Raw genomic sequence first — 22,014 nt, 5'->3', positions numbered from 1 at the left:
CATTAAACCTTGGTTCCCGGAAAAAATTATACCTACACAAGTTTTTCAGTTAAAGTAGTGCTTTAGTTCATAAATATTGCATTTTTAAGCTTGTTTATTGCAATTCTTTGAAAGAATTCATTGTTTATCTCCTCACATGTAGGTATAATTATTTATACCTACATGTGAGGAGGAAGGTGCCTATGAGTTCTATTATAAGACAAAAGGTCGGTGACAAGATTTACCTTTACGAGTCGGTTTCTTTTCGGAATGCCGATGGCAAACCAAGAAATAAACGCATCCCTATTGGTAAGATCGATCCCGTAACCGGAAATCCGATTTATAAGCCTGAGTATCTAGCCGATATGGCTAAAAAAGGAACTCCTATTGAGATACCTACAACGACCATGATGTTTTCCATTGATGATATCCAGCATTCATCCATAAAAGATTATGGAGCCTTTTATCTGTTCCAGAGCATTGCGAAAAGCACCGGACTGCTCAGGGTGTTAGAAGATGCGTTGCCAAATTACTGGCAGGAGATCTTCAACCTTGCGTGTTACCTGATATCCTCTGGAGATCCGTTTCTTTATTGCGAGGATTGGCTTAACAGTACAGAGTGCCTTCCTGTAGGCAGCATGTCTTCACAGCGAATTAGCGAATTGCTGATTGCTATAACCCCGGATACCAGGGAGAACTTTTACCAGACATGGTGCACGTACCGCAGTGAACAGGAATACCTTGCCCTTGACATCACGTCCATCTCCTCCTACTCTAACCTGATTGAAGACGTTGAATGGGGATACAACCGGGACAAGGAAGCTCTTCCTCAGATCAACCTCTGCATGCTTATGGGTGAGAAGTCAGGGCTTCCCATCTATCAGACCGCATACAGTGGCAGTCTTAAGGATGTCAGCACACTGAAAACCACGTTGGCTAAAATGGATGCCCTATCGAAAGGGAAACCCACGCTGATTGTCATGGACAAGGGGTTCTTTAGTACCAAAAATGTAAACGCCATGTTGAACGATACGGCAAAACTACGCTTCATCATCTCCGTTCCTTTTACATCCAGCTTTGCAAAAAAGCAAGTGGAAGGTGAGCGCAAAGATATCGACAGCCTTCAAAACACCATTGTTTCAGGGGGCGACTCCATGCGCGGGGTCACCAAACTCAGGTCCTGGAACAAGGATCACAAGATTCACACGCATGTTTACTATAATGCCATAAAGGCCATGAAACTCCGCGAGAACCTCTTTGCGCATGTAACCCTTCTAAAAGAACGGGCAGAGGCTAATCCTGCAGCCACCCTGAATGAAGAGGAATACTGCAAATACCTCCTCATCCGCAGCTCGGAGAAATCCCCTTCCGGTTACACCATCAGCATTAAAGAGAATGTAATCAATAAGGAATTGGAAACAGCAGGCTGGTTGGTCATCATAACGAATGATGTGGCTGATGCCAAAGAATCAATCAGAATTTACCGGGAAAAGGATGTTGTTGAAAAGGGCTTCCTCCGTTTAAAAAACAGTCTAGACCTTGGGAGATTAAGAGTGCATAGAGAAGACATCATGCAGAACAAGCTATTTGTCGGTTTCATCTCATTAATACTTGCAGCACATATCCATAAGGTCATGCTGGAAAAAGAACTATACAAAAGGATGACTATGAAGAAGTTGCTGATTTCTCTGTCGAAACTTCGCTTACAAATAATAAATGGGACTCGAATTCTATTTCCACTAACCAAAGATCAAAAGGCGATCTATAAGGCGTTTAATGTGGATGAGTCTGTGTAGGTATAATTTTTCAAGGGATTTTAGGATGAAAGTTATGAAACTGGACATGGACTTACTAAGACTAGACATGCATGGTATGAATCAAGGCATGAATATTATGCGCTCAAGTCAAGATGAGATGAATATTATGCTTAAAGAGTCAGAAGAAAGTCGTCAACGTATCAAGTCTATGGATGAGAAGAGCTCCGTTTCTGCAATTGAGCGGGATAATCTGAAGCTGGAGTCGGCTAAAATAGTTGGAGCCCTACTGCGAGGCGCTCATGAAATATTAAACGGAATAGCCAAAGAAGAGGCTCGTAATTCCTAAAATTATTAGTGCTAAGGATAATGATCAAATCTTCGAAAGTCCCATAAACTGTGCACAGGCACGGCTATGGGACTTTTTATTTGGGCAAAGTTTGCCGAATTATGATATAATAAGGTGTTGTACAGCTTTTGCTAAGGAGAAGAGAAATAATCATGAACATCTTAACTGCAGAGAATCTGACGAAAAGTTATGGTGAAAAAGTACTTTTTGCTGATATTTCCTTTGGAATTGATGATGGAGAAAAAATTGGTATCATCGGAGTTAATGGAACGGGTAAGTCTACCTTGCTAAAAATTTTAGCGGGTGTAGAATGGCCGGATCAAGGCAAAGTTACAACGGGGAATAAAGTGCGTTTAGAATATCTACCCCAAAATCCTGATTTTGAAGATTCGGCGACGGTCTTGCAACAGGTTTTTAGGGGGAATTCCCCTGTTATGAAATTGTTGAGAGAGTATGAAATAGCTTTAGAAAAGCTGAATGATAAACCGGACCAGCAGAGCCTTCAACAAGTGTTGATTGCACTGGGTCAACAGATGGATGAACTGGACGCCTGGCAACTGGAAAATGAGGCTAAAACCATCCTTAATAAACTGGGAATTTCGAAATTCGACACTTTAATTGGGACTCTTTCAGGTGGGCAGAAAAAACGAGTGGCTTTAGCGAGTGCGCTGATTAATCCTACGGATATCCTGATTCTGGATGAGCCAACGAACCACATTGACAATGATACGGTGGATTGGCTGGAACAGTATTTGAATAAACGCAAGGGTGCGTTGGTGATGATTACCCACGATCGGTATTTTCTCGATCGCGTTATTGGCAGGGTCTTAGAATTAGACCAAGGTAAACTTTACCCTTACCCCGGTAATTATAGCCGTTTCCTAGAATTAAAAGCTGAGCGGGAAGAGCAGGTTGAGGCGACTGAGAGAAAACGCCTTAATCTCTTTCGCAATGAACTAGCCTGGATGCGGAGGGGAGCTAAGGCTCGTACGACGAAGCAAAAAGCGAGGATCGAGCGGTTTGAAAAGATACAGGCTGATAAGCCGACGGAGTATACTGATCGGATCGAAATGCTAGCAGGGGCGTCCCGCTTAGGGAAGAAAATTCTAGAGTGTCAAGAGGTTGAAAAAGGGTTTCCAGACCGCGGGGTTGTGATCAAGGATTTCAGCTACATCCTTTTGAGAGATGATCGAATTGGGATTATTGGACCCAATGGGAGTGGAAAATCAACCTTGTTAAACTTGATCGCTGGTCGCTTAAAGCCAGATTCAGGGAGCCTTGAATTAGGTGCTACGGTTAAGATGGGATATTTTACGCAAGAAAACACGTTATTAAATCCAGACAGTCGTGTGATTGATGAGGTCAAAGCGATCGCTGAAGTGATTCCCACGGCAGATGGTGGCTTTTTAACGGCCTCACAAATGTTAGAGCGTTTCTTATTTCCCCCAGCTGTACAGTGGACTCAGATTGGCAAGCTTTCTGGTGGGGAAAAACGAAGGCTTTATCTTTTGCGGATCTTGATGGGGGCTCCGAATGTCTTGTTATTGGATGAACCAACCAATGATTTGGACATTCAAACATTGACGATTTTAGAATCATATTTGGATGATTTTCCCGGGGCGGTGATCGCTGTCTCTCATGATCGATATTTTCTGGATCGGGTTACGGATAAGATTTTTGCCTTCGAAGGTGCGGGAAGCATTCGGTCGTATGTAGGAAATTATTCGGACTATCGTGAGCAGGTGTATGCTGCTGAGCAAGAGGCTTTGCAGAACGAACAACAAGCAGCCTTCTTAGCGACTTTGGCTAAAAAGTCTCCTCGTCAAAACGTTGGACCGGAAACACAAGAGTCTGAGCGAAGAAAAGAACGTGCGCTGAAGATGACCTATAAAGAACAGCAAGATTTCGCCCAAATTGACGATCAGATTGCGCAAGTGGAAGAGGAACTTCAAAAAAATAGTCAACAGATGAATGAGATGGGCAGTGATTTTGGAAAACTAACTGAGTTAGTAACCATTCAACAATCACTAGAACAAAAATTAGATAGTTTGCTGGAACGTTGGACGTATTTGAATGAGCTGGCAGAAAAGATAGCCCAAAACTCGAGGCGCGATGTACGAGGTTCGAAGTTCGAAAGCACGTAAGATGGAGCGCGAGGTTCGATGCACGAACGCAGATGGACGAGGCACGGGCTCGATTCACGGAGGACCGAGCGAGATTCACGAAGCACTAAGCAACAAATATGAAATACGATATACAAAGTAAGATATACGATGCATGATGCATGATGCATGAAGTACGGTGCGGTATGCTCAGCACGGATCACTGAGGACGACGGTACAGAGATACGACGAATGATACATGAAGTTACGAAATGCGTTGCGCTGCGTGCGGTGCACGAAAATAGGATTTCGAGTACGATTATATTGGAGGAGGTTCATATGGATAATAAAACGTTAGAGCAGATGAAAAAATTAGTGGCGGAGAAAAACCTGAAGAGTTCTCAACAAGGCGGTCCACATAAAGCTACTCAAAAAATCGGGGAAAAGAGAAAAGGTATTAAGCGTCGCAAAGTCGGCGGTATGTTTGATAAATAAATAGTTTTATTTTACTATAAGGCCATGAGGAATTAAGAGAAAATAAGGGGAGAAGTTAAGTCGTGAGCGTATTAAATGTAGAAAATGTTAGCCATGGATTTGGTGGTCGTAAAATTTTTGAAGATGTTAGCTTTCGCTTGTTAAAAGGGGAGCACGTTGGCTTGATTGGGGCGAATGGAGAAGGGAAATCGACCTTCTTAGATATCATTACGGGTAAGCTGATGCCTGACAAAGGAAAGGTTGAGTGGTCAAATCGCGTGACGGTTGGCTATTTAGACCAGCACACGGTATTGACTAAGGGAAAAACGATCCGAGACGTGCTTAAAGAAGCATTTCAAGGGATGTTCGATCTGGAAGCAGAAATCCTAGAGATGTATGATCGAATGGGTAACGTCTCAGAAACCGAAATGAACAAACTCTTGGAAGATGTCGGAGAGATTCAAAGTATTTTAGACCACAATGGTTTTTATATGATTGATACTAAGATTGAAGAAATCGCCAATGGCTTGGGACTTGGAGAAATAGGTCTGGACAAAGATGTTACGGATTTAAGCGGAGGTCAACGGACGAAGGTTTTGCTTACAAAATTGTTGCTCCAAAATCCTAGCATTTTAATTTTGGACGAGCCGACCAACTTTTTGGATGTGGAGCATATTGAGTGGTTAAAGCGTTATCTCAACCAGTATGAAAATGCCTTTATCCTTGTTTCTCACGATGTTCCTTTTATAAATGCAGTTATCAATGTGATTTATCACGTTGATAATTCGGAATTAACCCGTTACACTGGAAACTATGAACAATTTATGGCGCTCTTTGAAACTCGCAAGGTTCAGGAGATTAAGGCCTATGACAAGCAACAAAAAGAAGTGGATCGCCTCGAAGATTTTATTGCGCGCAATAAAGCGCGGATTTCAACGACCGGTCGCGCTAAGAGTCGGCAAAAGCAGTTGGAAAAAATGGAACTGATCGAAAAGCCGAGAGAGAAGATCCAACCGAAATTTAAATTTAGGGAAGCAAGATCTCCCGGAAAAATGATTTTTGAGGCGAAAAACATTGTCCTCGGGTATGATGAACCGTTAACACGACCCTTAGATTTAACCTTAGAACGAGGGCAAAAGGTGGCAATCCGTGGAGTTAACGGGTTAGGTAAATCGACATTGCTTAAGACTTTACTGGGGTATATTCCAGCGGTTTCTGGTGAAGTTGAACTGGGTGATTATCTTTACCCTGGATATTTCGAACAAGAATCGAGTCGTAGAAATGGGAAGACGGCCCTCGACGAAGTGTGGGGAGAGTATCCGGGAATGACTAATTCCGAAGTGCGGGGCGCTTTAGCAAGGTGTGGTTTGACAAGTGAACACATCTCTACCAAAATGATGGTGTTGAGCGGTGGAGAAAATGCTAAAGTCCGGCTCTGTAAGTTGATGCTGAAGGATGTCAACTGGCTGGTTCTCGACGAGCCGACCAATCATTTAGATGTGGATACTAAAGCAGAACTGAAGAGAGCCATCACGGAGTATAGAGGGACTGTGCTGGTTGTTTCTCACGAACCGGAATTCTACGAAGATTGGGTGACGGATGTGTGGAATCTGGAGGAGTGGACGACTAAAATCGTGTAAGGAGAATCACGGTTATGACGGACTTGAAACGGGTGGCTGCACTGGAAAAACCCCGACTGGGGATTATGGGCGGAACGTTTGATCCGATTCATTACGGGCATTTGGTCGCTGCGGAAATGGCACGCGCCGAGTTTAAGCTAAGCAAAGTGTTATTTATTCCGACTGGGATACCACCTCATAAAAATCGAAGGGATATTTCGGCCGGAGAGTTGCGTCTTGAGATGGTCGAATGTGCAATTAATGATAATTCGGATTTCGCTAGTTCTGCCCTTGAAATCGAAAGGGAAGGTCCGTCTTATACGGTCGAGACGTTACGTATGTTGCGCAAAACTTGGCCAGATTATGAATTGTATTTTATCACGGGAACGGATGCCCTAAGGGAGATCTTTTCCTGGCGAGAAGCTGAGGAAATCTTCACGCTGATCCAATTTATTGGTGCGGCGCGACCCGGATTTGATGCGAGTGATTTTCTGCTTAAAGTGCAAGAAGAACATCCTGAAATTCTGGGTAAAATCCATTATCTGGAAGTCCCTGCTTTGGCGATTTCTTCTACGGATATTCGGAGGAGGGTTAAGCGAGGAGAACCGATCCGCTACCTTTTGCCTGAGGGGGTTCGTCAACTGATCCAACAGCGAGGGCTTTATACTGAAGAATAAAATGTTTCGCATACTCTGTTTAGATTTGACCATACTAAAAACGATCAAGTAAATCAATTCAAGCAAGAGGTGACAGTTATCATGACAACAACACTTTATGTCGGAAATCTTCCGTGGAATACTACTGCAGAAGAACTCGGAGAATTCTTTAGCGAGTATGGAGAGGTAGAAAGTAGTCGGATTATTACCGATCGCGAAACCGGTCGTTCCCGTGGATTTGGTTTTATCGAAGTGGGAGAGCCGGATGCAGCGCGTATGGCGGAAGAGCTCAATGGCAAAGATTTTGGTGGCAGGCCACTAACGGTGAATGAAGCAAAACCAAAACAAATGTAATACTATCGTTCCAATTAGGAGACCTCCGACTAAGGGGTCTCCTTTCTTGTAGGTCAGCGCCTTCAACGGAATTTCAAGCTGGGGTATTCTACTGCATTGAATAAATGCATATGTAATCCGACCTTTGCACAGTTATTGATTAATTGATATAATATTTAGAAATAATATTAGAGGAAGAGATAAAGGGGAGCGGGAGATACTTGATTTTAGATGTTGAAAAATTATTAGATTTGGCGACTCGTGTTCTTTCAGCGGAACGCTTTGAGCATACATTGAGTGTTGCGGTTTGGGCGGAGGAATTAGCCCGGCACCATGGGTTGGATCCTGTTAAGGCCCGTTGTGCGGGGTTAGCCCATGATTTAGCCAAAGAAATCCCTTTGAAAAACCAAATAAGGTTTGCTCGCAGGTGGAAGTTGCTTAATTATCCTGAAGATGAACAATATCCATATGTTTTACATGGTCCTGTTGCAGCTTATTGGCTGGAGCATTATTATGGGTTAAAGGATGTTGAAGTCATTGCGGCAGTTGCCAATCATACGTTAGGGAGACCAGGGATGTGCCAATTAGAGATGCTTATTTATAGCGCAGACCTGACGGAAGCTAGCCGCGATTTTCCAAAAGTGGACAATTTGCGCCAATCCTTGTATGATGATTTAGGAAAGGGTACGTTAGCCTGTGTTGAACACACTTTGATATACTTAAGGGAAAGCAAACGCCCTATTCATCCCTTAACTCAATTAACCTATGATGATTTACAAAGGAGGCAAACTACTATTGGAACTGGATCTTAAAATGCTTGAAAAAGTGGTTAGTATCGTTGAAGATAAAAAGGGTGGAGATATCTCTCTTTTGAATCTCCAGAAAATCTCAATGGTTACGGATTATTGCATGATTGTGACGGGGAATACAACGACTCAGGTGAAAGCAATCACGAATCATCTCGAACAGAAGTTGCCAGAGCTGGGCATTCCGGTTATTCATCTCGAAGGATTGCCGACTGCCAAATGGGTTTTGATGGATTGTGGCGGTGATCTGGTGATTCATGTGATGACCCCAGATCAACGTGAATTTTATCAACTTGAACGCCTCTGGAAAGATGCGGAAGCCATCTCTTATGAAACTAGTCAGAATGTATAACTTTTCTGGATAATCAAACACGTCATTGCTACGATAGGGAGTAGTATTGGAGAACCCTCATCAAGAGAGGCGACGGGAGGTGCAAGTCGCTGTAGGGAACTTCAAGAACTCGCCCTGGAGCTGTGTTCAGGTTACAATGAACACCGGTGCGAGCCGTTAAGATCGCTTAAGCACTTATGAAATTGGGTGGTACCACGGGAGCAAGCCTCTCGTCCCTTTTGGGACGAGAGATTTTTGTATTTTCATCTTATGTTATAATCTGTTACTTATTTCTAAGGGGGCCGGATTTATGCAAGAGAAGTATTCGTTTTCGGAGATCGAATCTAAATGGCAGAAACACTGGTTAGAGGACAAAGCCTATCAAACAGAGGAGAACTCCTCAAAGCCCAAGTACTATGCCTTGGCTATGTTTCCTTATCCTTCGGGAGATTTACACATGGGGCATGTGCGCAATTATTCAATCTCTGACGTGATTGCTCGTTATAAGCGGATGAACGGATATAATGTCCTTCACCCCATCGGATGGGATGCTTTTGGTTTGCCCGCGGAAAATGCTGCGATTAAGCATCAAACTCCTCCGGCAGATTGGACCTGGAAAAATATCTCCAACATGAGGCGTCAGCTTCAAGAGATGGGGATTTCCTATGATTGGGATCGGGAAATGGCGACTTGTCACCCGGGGTATTATAAGTGGACTCAGTGGATATTTATAGAGTTTTACAAACATGGCTTGGTATACAAGAAGAAGGCGGCGGTGAATTGGTGTCCTTCATGTGCCACAGTACTTGCTAATGAACAAGTGGTGGATGGTGGGTGTGAACGGTGTGATACCTTGGTCACGAAGAAGAACTTGGAACAGTGGTTTTTTAAGATTACGGATTATGCGGATATTTTACTTGAGGATCTGGACAAGTTACCGGGCTGGCCTGAAAAGGTAAAAACCATGCAACGCAACTGGATCGGCCGTTCTGAGGGGGTGGAAGTCCAATTTCCTTTGGAGGAACGTCCGGAGAAGATTTCGGTGTACACTACTCGGGTTGATACCCTTTATGGGGTGAGCTATGTTGTCTTGGCTCCTGAGCATCCCCTTGTTTTGGAGTTAGTAGGTGGGACAGTTTATGAGGCAGATGTGCTGGCTTTTATCGAGAAAATGAACGGTCTCAATGAAATAGCACGTACTTCTACGGATGCAGAAAAAGAAGGGCTGTTTATCGGGGCGTATTGTCTCAATCCGCTGAGCGGTAAGAAAGTGCCGATCTGGATAGCGAACTATGTTCTGCTTGAATACGGTACTGGGGCAGTTATGGGTGTTCCAGCCCATGATGAACGGGATTTTGAATTTGCGACAAAGTATGATCTGGAAATTAAAACAGTTATTATTCCGACTGAGAGTCTGGCAGAAGCAAAAGATCTGCCTCTTGAAGCTGCTTACACAGGGGACGGTGTCATGGTTAACTCCGACTCCTTCGATGGTCTGAGCAGTGATGAGGGTTGGGATCGAATTGCTGATGAAGCGGAGCGCTTGGGTCTGGGTCAACGGAAGGTTAATTTCCGCTTGCGAGATTGGCTCATTTCTCGTCAACGCTATTGGGGTGCACCGATTCCGATGGTTTATTGTAAAACTTGTGGAACAGTGCCAGTTCCGGAAGATCAGTTGCCTGTGTTGCTCCCGTCGATTTCTGTCTTTAAAGCTGGAGAGAATCCACTAGCTTCCTCTAACGCATTTATTGAAACAAACTGTCCGCAGTGTGGAGGGCCTGCTCGGCGTGAGACGGACACGATGGATACCTTTGCTTGTTCGTCTTGGTATTTTCTGCGCTATACTGATCCCCGCAATACTGAGGCTGCTTTTGATAAAACGGCGGTGGATCAGTGGATGAATGTCGATCAGTACGTTGGGGGCGTGGAACATGCGATTCTACACCTTTTGTACGCGCGCTTCTTTACCAAGGCTTTGAAGGATTTTGGCTACTTGAACGCGGATGAACCCTTCCAGAACTTGCTGACGCAAGGGATGGTTTGTATGGATGGATCTAAAATGTCAAAATCCAAGGGAAATATCGTGAGCCCTGAGGCGATCATCGGCAAATATGGGGCGGATACGGCCCGCTTGTTTATTCTGTTTGCTGCTCCTCCTGAGAGAGATCTAGAGTGGAGTGATCAAGGGGTTGAAGGGTGTTATCGTTTCTTCAACCGCATCTGGCGCTTAGTAGCCCAATATGAGCCTCTGATTAAGAAAAGCCAGGGGGAGGGTTCCTCTAAACAAGCGGGCGAATGGGCAAATCTGGACGAAGTTGGCAAAAAGATGCGTCGTCACACCCACTTGGCTACCCAGAGGGTAACGATTGATCTTGGAACACGCTTTAATTTTAACACGGCGATCAGTACCATTATGGAATGGGTAAACGCTTTGTACCTTTATAAAGAACAACCAACGGCAGATGCTGAGGTCGGTCGAGAGGCAGTTGAGAGAATTTTGATACTCCTGGCTCCTTTTGCACCCCATATTACGGAAGAGCTTTGGCAGGAAATTGGACATTCTGAGAGTATTCATAAACAACCTTGGCCAGACGTTGATGAGGCCGCTCTTGTACAAGATGAAGTGACGGTTATTCTGCAGGTCAATGGTAAGGTCCGTGACCGAGTCCAAGTGCCTACTGAAATATCAACAGCTGAATTGGAAAAAATTGTGCTGGCTCTGCCGAGTGTGAGTGAATGGACTCGAGGAAAGACGATTGTTAAGATTGTTACGGTTCCGGGTAAGTTAGTTAATATTGTGGTCAAGTAGGGGGACTTGTATGACACAGCGCTCGGTGCTTACGACGCAGAGCAAACTAACCGTTTAAGCTCCCAGCTATGGGGAGCGGGGTTCATCCTTCGGCGATAGTATATATGAAAGAACCCGCCTACGGCGATAATCTCCACTGGAGACTATCGTACCAAATTCGCCATCCTTGGCTCAGTTGGTGGCAGTGCACATCCCTGTGCACTGCCCCGTGTATGGGGTCGGTCGCTTAAACGGAAGTTTGCTTTTCTGCTTACGTAAAGACGTCGCGCTCGTGTCACACTGCGTCCCTGGCTTGGGTCGGGGAACGTGAGACGGGAGACAGAGGAACTGTGGATTTTGGGGGGAGACGGCACATTTCATGTGCACCGTCTTGTTTTGGGGTATAGTGGGACAAGGAGAGAAGGGCCAGTTGTTAACTTCGAACGAAAGTCAACAACTGGCTCTTCTTTCACTAGTTAAATAGTTAGGTTACCACCTGAATTGCAGGGTGGTTTTTTTGCTTACTTTTTTTATAAGTATTCTCTGATCGTTGTTAATTCGAAATGTTCGATACTTATAAGGAGAATAAAAAAATGGAATTAAGTTGGATTTGGCAAGCAATTCTTATATTTTATGTTGGAACATTTATCTTAAGGGTAGGTGGAAGAAAATCCATATCACAAATGACGATAGCTCAAACTATTGTCATAATTGGGTTAGGATCATTGTTGATCCAACCTGTATCTGGAAAGGGTCTGTTTACCACTTTTGGCGTGGCTTTTTTATTAACAATATTAATGATAATTACTGAATATCTACAAATTAAGGTAGATATTTTGGAAACTTTTTTTTCAGGTAAAGCAGTAGTAGTTATCGAAAATGGTAAACCGGATATAAACAATCTAAAAAAATTAGGTTATCGATTGATAAACTGGAAACTCGGTTGAGACAGGTTGGAATATCTTCTATAGAAGATGTTCAATATGGAACAATTGAAGTAAGTGGTCAGCTGGGGTATAGTTTAAAAGATAATAAAAAGCCTTTAACAAAGGAAGATTTTTATGGTTTTAATGGCTGAAATATCACAAATTAAACAGACCATTGGATGTAACCAGAAAACTCAAGTAAATCAAAATCAGCAAGGCAATAATATTTTTGAGGAATTTAAAAGTAAAAAATTTGAGGGTAATAAAAATGAACCTTAAGAATACCGATTCACAGGAACTGTTAAAAGGGACTCAGAGAATGGTAAAAGGATCGGTGCAGACGGTTGCCTAAGATTAATAAGCAAATTTCTTGCCATGTTCGTTTAGAGCATGGCGTTTTTATTTTTAGAGAAGGGTTTTAGCAGGTCGAGAATGGTTAGTTCATTCTGGAATATAGTTTAAGAGAGTGGGGTTAGTAAGGTCGTCATACAGAAGATAATTAAAAAGATGTGGAATATTATGTTAAAAGGCGACATTAAAGGGGTGTTATATTTTTGCAAAAAGTATATGTGCTCGATTCTAGCGTATTACTGCATGACCCTAATGCAATATTTCTATTCCAAGATAATGAGGTAATCATTCCTTATGTGGTTTTGGAGGAGATTGAAAGTAAGAAACGTCTTTTAGAGAATGTTGGGCGGGCTGCACGAGAGGCCATTCGTAATCTTGATCGCATACGGGATAAGGGTAAGCTTTCCCAAGGGGTTTTCTTGCCCAACGGAGGAACGATTCGGATTGAGTTAAATCACTACTCCCATGAAATTTTGCCTGTAAATTCGAATCTAGCGTTGGCAGATAATCGAATTTTAGCGGTTTCCTTAAGCCTGACGCGTGAAGAACAACGCCCCGTTATCCTAGTTACTAAAGATATTGCCATGCGAGTCAAAGCAGATGCTTTAGGAATCGTAACGGATGATTATTTCAATGATAAAGTAGTTTTGCCTCCGATTATGGAGGAAGTTGTTTTGCTGGAGATCAATGATAGCGAGGTTGCGGCACTTTATCAAAATAAGTATATACCCTTGCAATCACCTCTTGCTCCGAACCGTTGTGTGAAAGCTGTTTTAAGTGATGACAGCGTCTTACCACTCGTTTCTTCTCCGAATGGGGAAAGATTAGTTTATCGTATGGGAAAAAGTCTTGCCCCTTGGGATATAAGACCCAGGAATTTGGAACAATCTTGGACTTTGGAAATGCTCAACGATCCAGAAATCAAGTTAGTCAATTTAATGGGGCCGGCAGGGACGGGGAAGACGTTACTTGCTTTGGCGAGTGGCCTGGAACAAACGGTTCATTCCGAAGTTTACGTTAGAATGCTTTGTGCTCGGCCGATCGTTCCTTTTGGTAAGGATATTGGATTTCTGCCTGGGGAGAAGGACCAGAAGATTCGACCCTATATGCAACCAATTTATGATAACCTTGAGTTTTTGCTTCGGTCGCGGCGGGAGAAAGAGCGAGAGAGAGGTAGCGAAGCAGTGGTTGACAGTGCAATTGACCTCTTGATTAAGAAGAGGCAGCTGGAAATTGAAGTGTTGACCTATATTCGTGGCCGGAGTATTCCTCATCAATTTATCATTATTGATGAAGCTCAGAATCTTTCAGCACATGAAGTAAAGACCATTATTACCCGTGCAGGTGAAGGGACAAAAATTGTGCTTTGCGGGGACCCAGATCAAATTGATCATCCTTATCTGGATAAAGAGAGTAATGGATTAGCTCATCTCGCCTCAAGGTTAAATGGGCAATCCTTCTATGGTCAAGTTCGCCTAGTTAGAGGGGAACGAAGTGAGTTGGCTTCGCGGGCGGCGGAACTTCTATAGGGGGACTTGCGTGACACAGCGCTCGGTGCTTACGACGCAGAGCAAACTAACCGTTTAAGCTCCCTGCTATGGGGAGCGGGGTTCATCCTTCGGCGATAGTATTATATGAAAGAACCCGCCTACGGCGATAATCTCCACTGGAGACTATCGTGCCAAAATCGCCATCCTTGGCTCAGTTGGCGGCAGTGCATATCCGCTGGCCAAGGATGGCCGAGTGTCCCTGTAGCCATGGACGGCGAGAAGGGACCTTGTGCACTGCCCCGTGTCTGGGGTCGGTCGCTTAAACGGAAGTTTGCTAATCTGCGTACGTAAAGACGTCGCGCTCGTGTCACACTGCGTCCCGGGCTTGGGTCGGGGAACGAAGAACGAAGGAACGAACGAAGAACGAAGGAACGAACGAAGAACGAAGGAACAGAAGGTTTGGGTGACGGCACATTTCATGTGCACCGTCTGGCATAAGTAGAGCAAGATGAATGCGAGTCAGTGCAAGTCAGGGACGGTTCTTGACTTGTATTTGAAGTGGAAATAATACTTTGGGAGCCAGCACACATTAAATTTTATATCGTCTTGCGTATGCGGATGGGACGAGGAAAGAGACACGGGGGGGAAACGCAAGAACCGTTCCCATTTTCCCTCGGGGGTAGGAGAAGAGCCGGGAACGGATCTTTTTGTTTACTCTTTTGTTCGACAGGATTAACTTGTCTTCGCGGCAGGAAAAAGAAGGAATAAAGCGAAATCAAAATGAATGACGCTACTGAAGGAACGGGGGAATGGGAATGGAAATGGCAATTGAAACATTATAAATATTTATAAAACTCTGTTGATATTTAAGATGTTATTGTGTATGATTATCAACAAGAGGTGTTTTGAAGTGAATTATTATTCAATTGGTGAATTTGCTAAACTCATAGGCAAAACAGAGCAAACATTAAGAAACTGGGATAAAAATAGCACTCTTAAACCTCACCATATTGCTCCCAGTGGCTACCGTTATTATTCTCAGGAGCAACTTAATCATTTCTTAGGCATTAAAAACACCTTGCAGATGAACAGGAAAGTTATCGGTTATTGTAGGGTTTCCTCCCACAAGCAGAAAGATGATCTCAATAGGCAAGAAGACAATGTAAAGACTTACATGCTTGCCAAGGGGTATCAGTTTGAGATAGTTACTGATATTGGGAGTGGGATTAACTACAATAAAAAAGGACTAAATCAACTCATTGATTTAATAACCAATTCAGAGGTTGAGAGAATAGTCGTTCTGTATAAAGATAGGTTGCTAAGGTTGGGGTTTGAACTGATTGAAAACCTATGCAATAAATACGGAACGACTATTGAAATCATTGATTCGACCGATAAAACGGAAGAACAGGAATTGGTAGAGGATTTAGTCCAAATTATTACCGTTAGTTGTAGATTGCAAGGTAAACGTGCTAATAAAGCTAAGAAAATGATAAAGGAGTTACTTGAAGATGATACTCGGAAAGAAAGTTAGATTGAAACCTACAGAGGAACAGGAGCAACAGTTATGGAAGTCTGCTGGAACTGCACGGTGGGCATATAATTGGGCATTAGACAGGCAGGAGAAGAATTATGCTAGTGGTGGAAACTTCATTTCAGACAATGACCTGAGAAAAGAACTAACACAGCTAAAGCAAACAGAAGAGTTCTCTTGGCTTAATGAGGTTTCCAATAACATCCCAAAGCAGGCCATTAAGGATGCCTGTGAAGCCTACAAGAAGTTCTTTAAGCATTTAGCTGAAAAGCCGACATTCAAGAGCAGAAGGAAGTCTAAGCCCTCATTCTACAACGACAACTTAAAGTTGAAAGTTAAAGAAAGTATTGTTCTAATTGAGAAAATCGGATGGATCAAGACTTCGGAACAATTGCCATTAGATCAAAAGTATACAAATCCTCGTATATCATTTGACGGAAAGTATTGGTATGTGGCAGTTGGAATCGAGCAAGAGCAAGTAACTGAACAGTTGACGAGTGAAGTGATAGGCATTGATGTCGGGGTCAAAGAACTTGCAGTCTGTTCTAACGGCATGGAATTTAAAAACATTAATAAATCCCAAAGGGTCAAAAAGCTGGAGAAACGGCTTCGGAGGTTGCAACGTAAAGTTTCTCGTAAATATGAAATGAATAAGGAGGGAAGCCGTTTCGTCAAAACCTGCAACATTATAGAAGTCGCAAAGCAAATCCGGGTGCAACATCGAAAACTTAAGGGGATTAGAAGCAATCATACCCATCAAGCCACTAATGCAATCGTGAAAACCAAACCTTGCAAAGTGGTTATGGAAACCCTGAATATCAAGGGCATGATGAAAAATCGACATCTATCTAAAGCTATAGCCCAACAAAAACTGTACGACTTTAAGCTAAAGCTCCAGTATAAATGTGAGAAGCACAGCATTGAATTCGTTGAGGTAGACAAATGGTTCCCTTCGAGTAAGTTGTGTTCCAGTTGTGGAGCTATTAAGAAAGACTTGAAGTTGTCAGACAGAGTGTATAGATGTGAGTGTGGCTTAGTATTAGATAGAGATCTTAATGCTTCTATAAACCTTTCGAGATATCCTCAATTAGTAGTTTAGTCACTAAAACGACACTACTAATGTGTACGATTCGTTGCATCGGAATTTACGTCTGTGGAGTGTTATATCAAACGAAAGTAGCCTTCGGGCAAAATCGGACACGATGAATCAGGAAGCAAACAGAGCTTTTTATATACTTTTATAAAGTTTTGGCAACGGAACTGTCATGGAGCGTAAGCTTCGCTATGCATGGTGGGTTGTGCTCGTTGTCCTTGTTATTTTGGCGATATGGAAGTTGTTTTTGCCGAATAATTCCGGTGCTGATCTTCATAAAACGGTTTCGAGTCGAGAGATTATTGTCTATGTTGCGGGAGCAGTGGAAAAACCAGGGCTTGTCCATTTACCGGCGGACGCTCGTTTAGATGACGCTCTTAAACAAGTTCGTCTCTTGCCGGAGGCTAATTTAGAAAGCATGAATCCTGCTGAAAAGCTTAAGGATGGACAAAAGGTGTCTGTTCCGTATAAGAGTCTTCCTGCTCCTCAGGGGTCTGCGGAGGGTGGAACCGTGAATTCGGGAAGTAATACTTCTGTGCCTGCACCTGCAACTGCACAGATCAATAGTTCAACTCCGGTAGCTAGTCAAGCTTCGGCAGGGATTACAGCATCGACTGACGGAAAAATAAATATCAATACTGCTGGAGCGGCTGAACTGGACAAGCTGACTGGTATTGGGCCGGCGTTTGCGGAACGGATTATTCAATATCGGACGGAGCATGGACCGTTTGCCCGGGCGGAAGATTTGAAGAATGTCTCGGGGATTGGGGTCAAAACCTATGAGAAAATGGCTTCGCAAGTGACGGTTGGGCCATGAAAGACCCTTGGATTGGTCGAACGGTTGCCATCTTAGTGGGAGGGATTTGCGGATCTTATATCCCAGAACAGAGTCGATTTTTAGTTTTTGGGATTCTGGTACTTCTTGGGGTACGCCTTGTGTTGTGGCGGCCCCGTGATTTTTTTGGTCGAGTGTTTCGTCCGGAGATCCTTTTGCTCGGAGCTAGTCTCTTGCTCGGTTTTGGGTACGGGGCCTTAGCAGAGCGTACTCTGCCTGAACCTCTCATTTTGGACCGGGTGGAGATTGTAGGGTTGATTAAGGATTGGAATGTAAACCAGGACATGGCTGTTGGGATACTGTGCGTTGAGGAAGGAGAATTAAGAGGTCAGGCTTATCGGTTGACGGTTTATCCTAATAATGCGGGGGATATTCCGGGAGAGTGGAAGCGGATTCAGCCCGGGGATTACGTGAGTTTCCACGCGCATTTAGAACGCCCGAAGCCGCTGGGAACACCAGGTGGGTTTGACCGGCGTCTTTACTATGGGGTTCGGGGGTTACGTGGAAGCATAAGTGCTCAAGGGGATGTGGTGCTTCTTGCTGTGGGCGAGCCGAGCTTAACTTGGAAGATTCGCCAGCAGGTTCGAAATCGTCTTCAGGCCTTCGATCCAGAGGAAACGGGAGTATTAGAAGGGATTCTTTTCGGAGATTCTAGTCGGATTCCCGATGCAGTTCAAGAGCGCTACAAAGTGACTGGTGTGCTCCACGTTTTTGCTGCTTCAGGTGCCAATGTGGCTTTTGTGCTGGGGTTTTCCTGGATGCTGCTAAGTTTTTTGCCGAAGGGATTTCGAATTAGCGGAACGATCATGGTACTTTTACTTTATGCTGCGCTCTGTGGAGGGAATGCTCCGATTGTTAGAGCGACAATTATGGGAATTGCATTTCTGCTGGGGCTTTTAGGGCGGGGAAAAGTGGCCACGCTGCGTTGGCTGTTTTTTGCTGCGGTGGGTCTTTTTATCCATAATCCTTTGATCCTTCAAGATATTGGTTTTCAGCTTTCTTTTGGGGCAACCTGGGGTATTATCGTATTAACTCCGCGGATTCTTAAGGCGGAATTTTTCGAAAAGGTTCCTAAACTACTTAGTTTTGCAATTGCCGGGACTCTTGCAGCTCAGGTGGCGACGCTGCCGCTTATGATTGCTGCCTTTCATCGGCTATCGTTGATCGGTTTTTTAGCGAATGTCTTTATCCTTTTCGTTTTAGGCAGTGTGCTGGAAGTGGGCCTTATTGGGGTTATTCTCTCTTTTTATGGTAAGTTATCTGTTCCATTCTTTCAAGTGAGTTTATGGCTTTTAGACGGGGCGAATAGAATCTTAAAGGTGTTGGCAGACTTACCATATGCAGATGTTTGGGTTCTAAACCCGGGGGTACTCTTTTGGCTAATTTGGTATGGTAGACTTGGAACCCTCTTGTGGGGGAGACAAAAGACGCTCTTTTTGCTGAAGGTAAGGTTACTTTTTCTCAGAAGATTGTTTAAAACAATTGCTTCTAAGATTCTAGAACGATGTCCTTTGGAAATTCGTCAAGCAGTGCGACGGAGGCCAGCGCAACGGGCTATTCACCCTGTGTTTAAAGATAGGGTAATCGTCCGAAGTGGTGCAGTGCTACTCATCGTTCTTTTTCTGTGGAGTCCTTGGAATTCACAAAACGATCTGGAAGTCGTGATGATCGATGTGGGACAAGGGGATGCTATCTTAATTCGGACGCCTAAGAAACAAGCCATCTTGATCGATGCTGGACCACGTAATGATCGATTTGATGCGGGAGAACGTATCGTCCTTCCGTATTTATTGATGAAAAGAATCGGGCATTTGGATGCTATGTTAATTACCCATGAACATCAGGATCACATCGGGGGAGTTCGAGCAGTGCTAGCCAATATTCCGACCGATTGGGTAGGGGTTCCTAATGTAGGGGAACGATTGGAAAATGAGGAATGGCAAGAGGGGCTTCCCGTTGAGTTAACCTCTCAGGCTTCGGAACTACGACTGCTACAAGCGGGAGATCGGATTGATCTTGATTCGGGGGCTTGGCTGGATGTATTGGGCCCTCATCAGGTACTTGAAGGGACGCATTCGGATTCAAATAATAGTTCGTTAGTACTTAAACTCAATTACTTAGGACAAAGTATCATGCTAACGGCGGATATGGAACAAGAAGAAATGGAGAACATATTCGAGACAGGCGTGAACTTAGAGACGGATATTTTTAAGGTTCCGCATCATGGGAGTCGATTTTCACTGTACAGAGCTTGGCTGGATAGTATTCATCCCCAAGCTGTATGGATCTCGGTGGGGAAAAATTCGTTTGGTCACCCCTCACGGGAAGTTTTAGAGTATTGGGGGGAACGACACATCCCAGTGTATAGAACGGATGACCATGGAACCCTTCGGCTTTTGTTAGGAAACTACGGAATAGAAATTATTCCTGGTCGCTAATTTGAACGCTCAGATTTAATACATAGAATATTTCCCTTAATTGCCTCTTTGATGTATAAAAAGGAAATACTGGGTAACAATAACAAGGAACATCTCTTTTCTCCTCCTCTTTCTTTTGATCCTCCACAACTTGTGGAGGACTTTTTTTACTAATTCGCCCATAGGAAGTGACCTAAGGGATTCTATGGTTGGGAAAATATCTGGACTTCAGCCATCTATAGTTATAGAACAAAGAAACTTAGGACTTAACCGAGATCAACAGTTGCCTCTGTAACAAGGACAGGGGATTATTTGCGGCTACTATTTGCAACTATTGGTAAACGGTTATACCCAAATTGTAGTATACCTGTTCCAGAAAACAATGTTTGTGAGGGTTGTGGAACTATTTTTTTTGAACGAACGCCTGCGCAATTTAATTACAATCATCCCGAGTATATGTGTCCGGTGTGTAAGGGGCTAGGGGAAGAGTTACAGATTGATGTCGACTTGATTATTGAATTGACTTCAAAAGGTGCAACAGTAATTGTCATTCAACACAATCCATTACTCATAAAACAGGCAGATTATATCATCGAGATGGGACCTGAGGGCGGAGATCTTGGTGGATATTTGTTAAGAGAAGGATGGTTGGATAAAGAGAGAGTTATATTCTAAAACGACTGTCCCCATTACACGCATTACACGCATTACACGCACACGCTGGCTTTTCTCGATGGTCTCTTATAAAATGGGGGGAGGGGGGATCAGATTTGCGTGAAATTGAACGAATTAAGGAAAGTGTAGCAAAGGGAAAGATTGCGCCCGTTTATTTGTGGCATGGGGAAGATCGATTTTTGATTCAGGAGGGGTTGAAGGTTCTTAAGTCGTTCTATTTCTTGACGGATCCTTCTGGAAGCGGGATTGAAGTAGTTAATGCGACTGAGATAACTCCGGAGGAGATTGTTGAACGAGCCAATACGATGTCCTTCTTTGCAAATCGCCTGGTCGTTGTAGAAGAGGTGTCATATTTTAAAGATGGACAGACTGCCGATTTGGAGCCGTTTTTGAAATATTTTGCCAGCCCTAACCTTTCGACGTGTCTTTTATTTATTGCAGAGAGTGTACATAGAGGGAGAAAATTTTATAAGGCGTTAGAACGAGCTGGAGAAATCTTGGAGTTTTGCCCTCCGAAACGAATGCCGGAATGGCTTGCTTGGGTTCAATCAGAATTAAAAGTTCGGGGAAAATCGATGGATGCTCGGGTGGCCTCCTTTTTTATAGAATGGGCGGGACATCAAACGGGTGTTTTAAGCCAGGAATTAGATAAACTTGTGGTTTACATTGGGGATCGTCAAACGATTACGGTGGAGGATATTAAAGGGATTACGACTCGTACTCTTGAAGCATCCATCTTTGATCTTTTGGATGCGGTAGCCATTCGGTCTTCTGCAAAGGCCTTAGAAACTTTAGATGAAGTGTTACGTAAAGAACATCCTTTGAAGGTCTTAACGATCATGGTTCGGCAAGTTCGGCTTCTTCTGGGTTGTAATGCCCTGCGCGAGCGTGGTGGGAATGTGGCTGAAGCCCCTTCGGTGTTAGGGATTTCACCGTTTGAAGCACAAAAGGTTTGGCAGCAATCCGCTAAGTTATCCACCCTAAAATTAGTTAAGGCTTTGAAGGAATGTTTAAATACTGATTTGGCTATGAAATCAGGAGGGGGAGATCCAGGGCAATTGTTGGAAATGATGATTGTTAGGTTTTGCGGAGATTAGGGGGAGGAAGTGGGAGGAAGTGTCTTAGCCCGCTCGCACATCCTACGCCGGTTAGTCATCCTTTTGGGATCACGGCTTCGGCGATACTCTCCACTGGAGACTATCGTGATCCATTTGCTATTCGCTTGTCACTCAGGCTAAACCGCAAAACTTCTGGGCTTTCTGCATGTGAACAGTTGCGGTTCTTAACGCCTGATCGACTGCGCTCATTGACGCAATTCCACTAATCGTGCTCGCTAAGCTAAGACACTTCCTCTAGGCTTGGGTCGAACGGGAGAGGGACGGGGTGTGTGTGGCGCTGTTTGCGTTCTTGAGCAAATGCGCTTGGTGCAAGTTCGGGGACGGTTCTTGACTTGCATTTTGCAAATGCAAAAATGCGCTTGGGGAGATCTCAACATCTAAAAA

Annotated in this window: 20 protein-coding genes and 1 other annotated feature; all 20 genes read left to right on the top strand. The window is 43.9% G+C overall.

The window, feature by feature from the left end:
- Positions 1 to 182: 182 nt before the first annotated feature.
- The gene (locus tag JL57_RS34160; RefSeq protein WP_291299963.1) at positions 183 to 1,775 is read left to right on the top strand and encodes an IS1634 family transposase; all 1,593 of its coding nucleotides are present in this window, start codon (positions 183 to 185) and stop codon (positions 1,773 to 1,775) included.
- A 34-nt stretch (positions 1,776 to 1,809) separates the two neighbouring features.
- Complete coding sequence (locus tag JL57_RS10930; protein ID WP_034142078.1) at positions 1,810 to 2,082, top strand: hypothetical protein; 273 nt, start codon at positions 1,810 to 1,812, stop codon at positions 2,080 to 2,082.
- A gap of 152 nt (positions 2,083 to 2,234) precedes the next feature.
- Positions 2,235 to 4,226, top strand: coding sequence for an ABC-F family ATP-binding cassette domain-containing protein (locus JL57_RS10925; RefSeq protein ID WP_034142077.1), 1,992 nt, complete (start codon positions 2,235 to 2,237; stop codon positions 4,224 to 4,226).
- 297 nt (positions 4,227 to 4,523) lie between these two features.
- Positions 4,524 to 4,679 (top strand): hypothetical protein, encoded by a 156-nt coding sequence (locus JL57_RS34155; RefSeq protein WP_291299962.1) that lies wholly within the window; start codon positions 4,524 to 4,526, stop codon positions 4,677 to 4,679.
- A 62-nt stretch (positions 4,680 to 4,741) separates the two neighbouring features.
- Positions 4,742 to 6,298: an ABC-F family ATP-binding cassette domain-containing protein gene (locus tag JL57_RS10920; protein ID WP_034142076.1), complete on the top strand. Its 1,557-nt coding sequence runs from the start codon at positions 4,742 to 4,744 to the stop codon at positions 6,296 to 6,298.
- A 14-nt stretch (positions 6,299 to 6,312) separates the two neighbouring features.
- The gene (gene nadD, locus JL57_RS10915; protein WP_034142075.1) at positions 6,313 to 6,954 is read left to right on the top strand and encodes a nicotinate-nucleotide adenylyltransferase; all 642 of its coding nucleotides are present in this window, start codon (positions 6,313 to 6,315) and stop codon (positions 6,952 to 6,954) included.
- 81 nt (positions 6,955 to 7,035) lie between these two features.
- Positions 7,036 to 7,287, top strand: coding sequence for an RNA-binding protein (locus tag JL57_RS10910; protein ID WP_034142074.1), 252 nt, complete (start codon positions 7,036 to 7,038; stop codon positions 7,285 to 7,287).
- Positions 7,288 to 7,487: 200 nt separating this feature from the next.
- Positions 7,488 to 8,078, top strand: coding sequence for a bis(5'-nucleosyl)-tetraphosphatase (symmetrical) YqeK (yqeK, locus tag JL57_RS10905; RefSeq protein WP_034142073.1), 591 nt, complete (start codon positions 7,488 to 7,490; stop codon positions 8,076 to 8,078).
- Complete coding sequence (gene rsfS, locus JL57_RS10900; RefSeq protein WP_291299961.1) at positions 8,062 to 8,424, top strand: ribosome silencing factor; 363 nt, start codon at positions 8,062 to 8,064, stop codon at positions 8,422 to 8,424. Before yqeK ends, rsfS begins: the two co-directional genes overlap by 17 nt.
- 21 nt (positions 8,425 to 8,445) lie before the next feature.
- Positions 8,446 to 8,644, top strand: a binding site (T-box leader).
- A gap of 69 nt (positions 8,645 to 8,713) precedes the next feature.
- On the top strand, positions 8,714 to 11,212 hold the full coding sequence (gene leuS / locus JL57_RS10895; protein ID WP_034142072.1) for a leucine--tRNA ligase: 2,499 nt from the start codon (positions 8,714 to 8,716) through the stop codon (positions 11,210 to 11,212).
- 572 nt (positions 11,213 to 11,784) lie between these two features.
- On the top strand, positions 11,785 to 12,138 hold the full coding sequence (locus tag JL57_RS34150) for a hypothetical protein (protein ID WP_291299960.1): 354 nt from the start codon (positions 11,785 to 11,787) through the stop codon (positions 12,136 to 12,138).
- Positions 12,135 to 12,269: a YetF domain-containing protein gene (locus JL57_RS34145; protein WP_291299959.1), complete on the top strand. Its 135-nt coding sequence runs from the start codon at positions 12,135 to 12,137 to the stop codon at positions 12,267 to 12,269. Before JL57_RS34150 ends, JL57_RS34145 begins: the two co-directional genes overlap by 4 nt.
- Positions 12,253 to 12,396 (top strand): hypothetical protein, encoded by a 144-nt coding sequence (locus tag JL57_RS34140; protein ID WP_291299958.1) that lies wholly within the window; start codon positions 12,253 to 12,255, stop codon positions 12,394 to 12,396. The genes JL57_RS34145 and JL57_RS34140 overlap by 17 nt, the downstream gene beginning before the upstream one ends.
- A gap of 275 nt (positions 12,397 to 12,671) precedes the next feature.
- Positions 12,672 to 13,997 (top strand): PhoH family protein, encoded by a 1,326-nt coding sequence (locus tag JL57_RS10885; protein ID WP_034142071.1) that lies wholly within the window; start codon positions 12,672 to 12,674, stop codon positions 13,995 to 13,997.
- 871 nt (positions 13,998 to 14,868) lie between these two features.
- Positions 14,869 to 15,492 (top strand): IS607 family transposase, encoded by a 624-nt coding sequence (locus JL57_RS10880; RefSeq protein ID WP_034142070.1) that lies wholly within the window; start codon positions 14,869 to 14,871, stop codon positions 15,490 to 15,492.
- Positions 15,470 to 16,591: an RNA-guided endonuclease TnpB family protein gene (locus JL57_RS10875; protein WP_034142069.1), complete on the top strand. Its 1,122-nt coding sequence runs from the start codon at positions 15,470 to 15,472 to the stop codon at positions 16,589 to 16,591. Before JL57_RS10880 ends, JL57_RS10875 begins: the two co-directional genes overlap by 23 nt.
- A gap of 166 nt (positions 16,592 to 16,757) precedes the next feature.
- Complete coding sequence (locus JL57_RS10870) at positions 16,758 to 17,402, top strand: helix-hairpin-helix domain-containing protein (protein ID WP_034142068.1); 645 nt, start codon at positions 16,758 to 16,760, stop codon at positions 17,400 to 17,402.
- Positions 17,399 to 19,858: a ComEC/Rec2 family competence protein gene (locus JL57_RS10865; RefSeq protein ID WP_034142067.1), complete on the top strand. Its 2,460-nt coding sequence runs from the start codon at positions 17,399 to 17,401 to the stop codon at positions 19,856 to 19,858. Before JL57_RS10870 ends, JL57_RS10865 begins: the two co-directional genes overlap by 4 nt.
- 291 nt (positions 19,859 to 20,149) lie before the next feature.
- Entirely contained in the window at positions 20,150 to 20,512 is a 363-nt protein-coding gene (locus JL57_RS10860; RefSeq protein WP_034142066.1) for a hypothetical protein, read from the top strand.
- A 95-nt stretch (positions 20,513 to 20,607) separates the two neighbouring features.
- Positions 20,608 to 21,609, top strand: a complete 1,002-nt coding sequence (gene holA, locus JL57_RS10855) for a DNA polymerase III subunit delta (RefSeq protein ID WP_034142065.1) — start codon at positions 20,608 to 20,610, stop codon at positions 21,607 to 21,609.
- The last annotated feature ends 405 nt before the right edge of the window (positions 21,610 to 22,014 follow it).

The organism is Desulfosporosinus sp. BICA1-9, assembly GCF_000802135.1.
Note: the sequence above shows the minus strand (reverse complement) of the source record. Positions and strands in the feature narration are given on the sequence as shown.

Excerpts from the sequence above, each read along its gene's own strand:
- JL57_RS34160 (WP_291299963.1), top strand. The coding sequence starts at position 183 with ATGAGTTCTATTATAAGACAAAAGGTCGGTGACAAGATTTACCTTTAC.
- JL57_RS10930 (WP_034142078.1), top strand. The coding sequence starts at position 1,810 with ATGAAACTGGACATGGACTTACTAAGACTAGACATGCATGGTATGAAT.
- JL57_RS10925 (WP_034142077.1), top strand. The coding sequence starts at position 2,235 with ATGAACATCTTAACTGCAGAGAATCTGACGAAAAGTTATGGTGAAAAA.
- JL57_RS34155 (WP_291299962.1), top strand. The coding sequence starts at position 4,524 with ATGGATAATAAAACGTTAGAGCAGATGAAAAAATTAGTGGCGGAGAAA.
- nadD (WP_034142075.1), top strand. The coding sequence starts at position 6,313 with ATGACGGACTTGAAACGGGTGGCTGCACTGGAAAAACCCCGACTGGGG.
- JL57_RS10910 (WP_034142074.1), top strand. The coding sequence starts at position 7,036 with ATGACAACAACACTTTATGTCGGAAATCTTCCGTGGAATACTACTGCA.
- leuS (WP_034142072.1), top strand. The coding sequence starts at position 8,714 with ATGCAAGAGAAGTATTCGTTTTCGGAGATCGAATCTAAATGGCAGAAA.
- JL57_RS34150 (WP_291299960.1), top strand. The coding sequence starts at position 11,785 with ATGGAATTAAGTTGGATTTGGCAAGCAATTCTTATATTTTATGTTGGA.
- JL57_RS34140 (WP_291299958.1), top strand. The coding sequence starts at position 12,253 with ATGGTTTTAATGGCTGAAATATCACAAATTAAACAGACCATTGGATGT.
- JL57_RS10875 (WP_034142069.1), top strand. The coding sequence starts at position 15,470 with ATGATACTCGGAAAGAAAGTTAGATTGAAACCTACAGAGGAACAGGAG.
- JL57_RS10870 (WP_034142068.1), top strand. The coding sequence starts at position 16,758 with ATGGAGCGTAAGCTTCGCTATGCATGGTGGGTTGTGCTCGTTGTCCTT.
- JL57_RS10865 (WP_034142067.1), top strand. The coding sequence starts at position 17,399 with ATGAAAGACCCTTGGATTGGTCGAACGGTTGCCATCTTAGTGGGAGGG.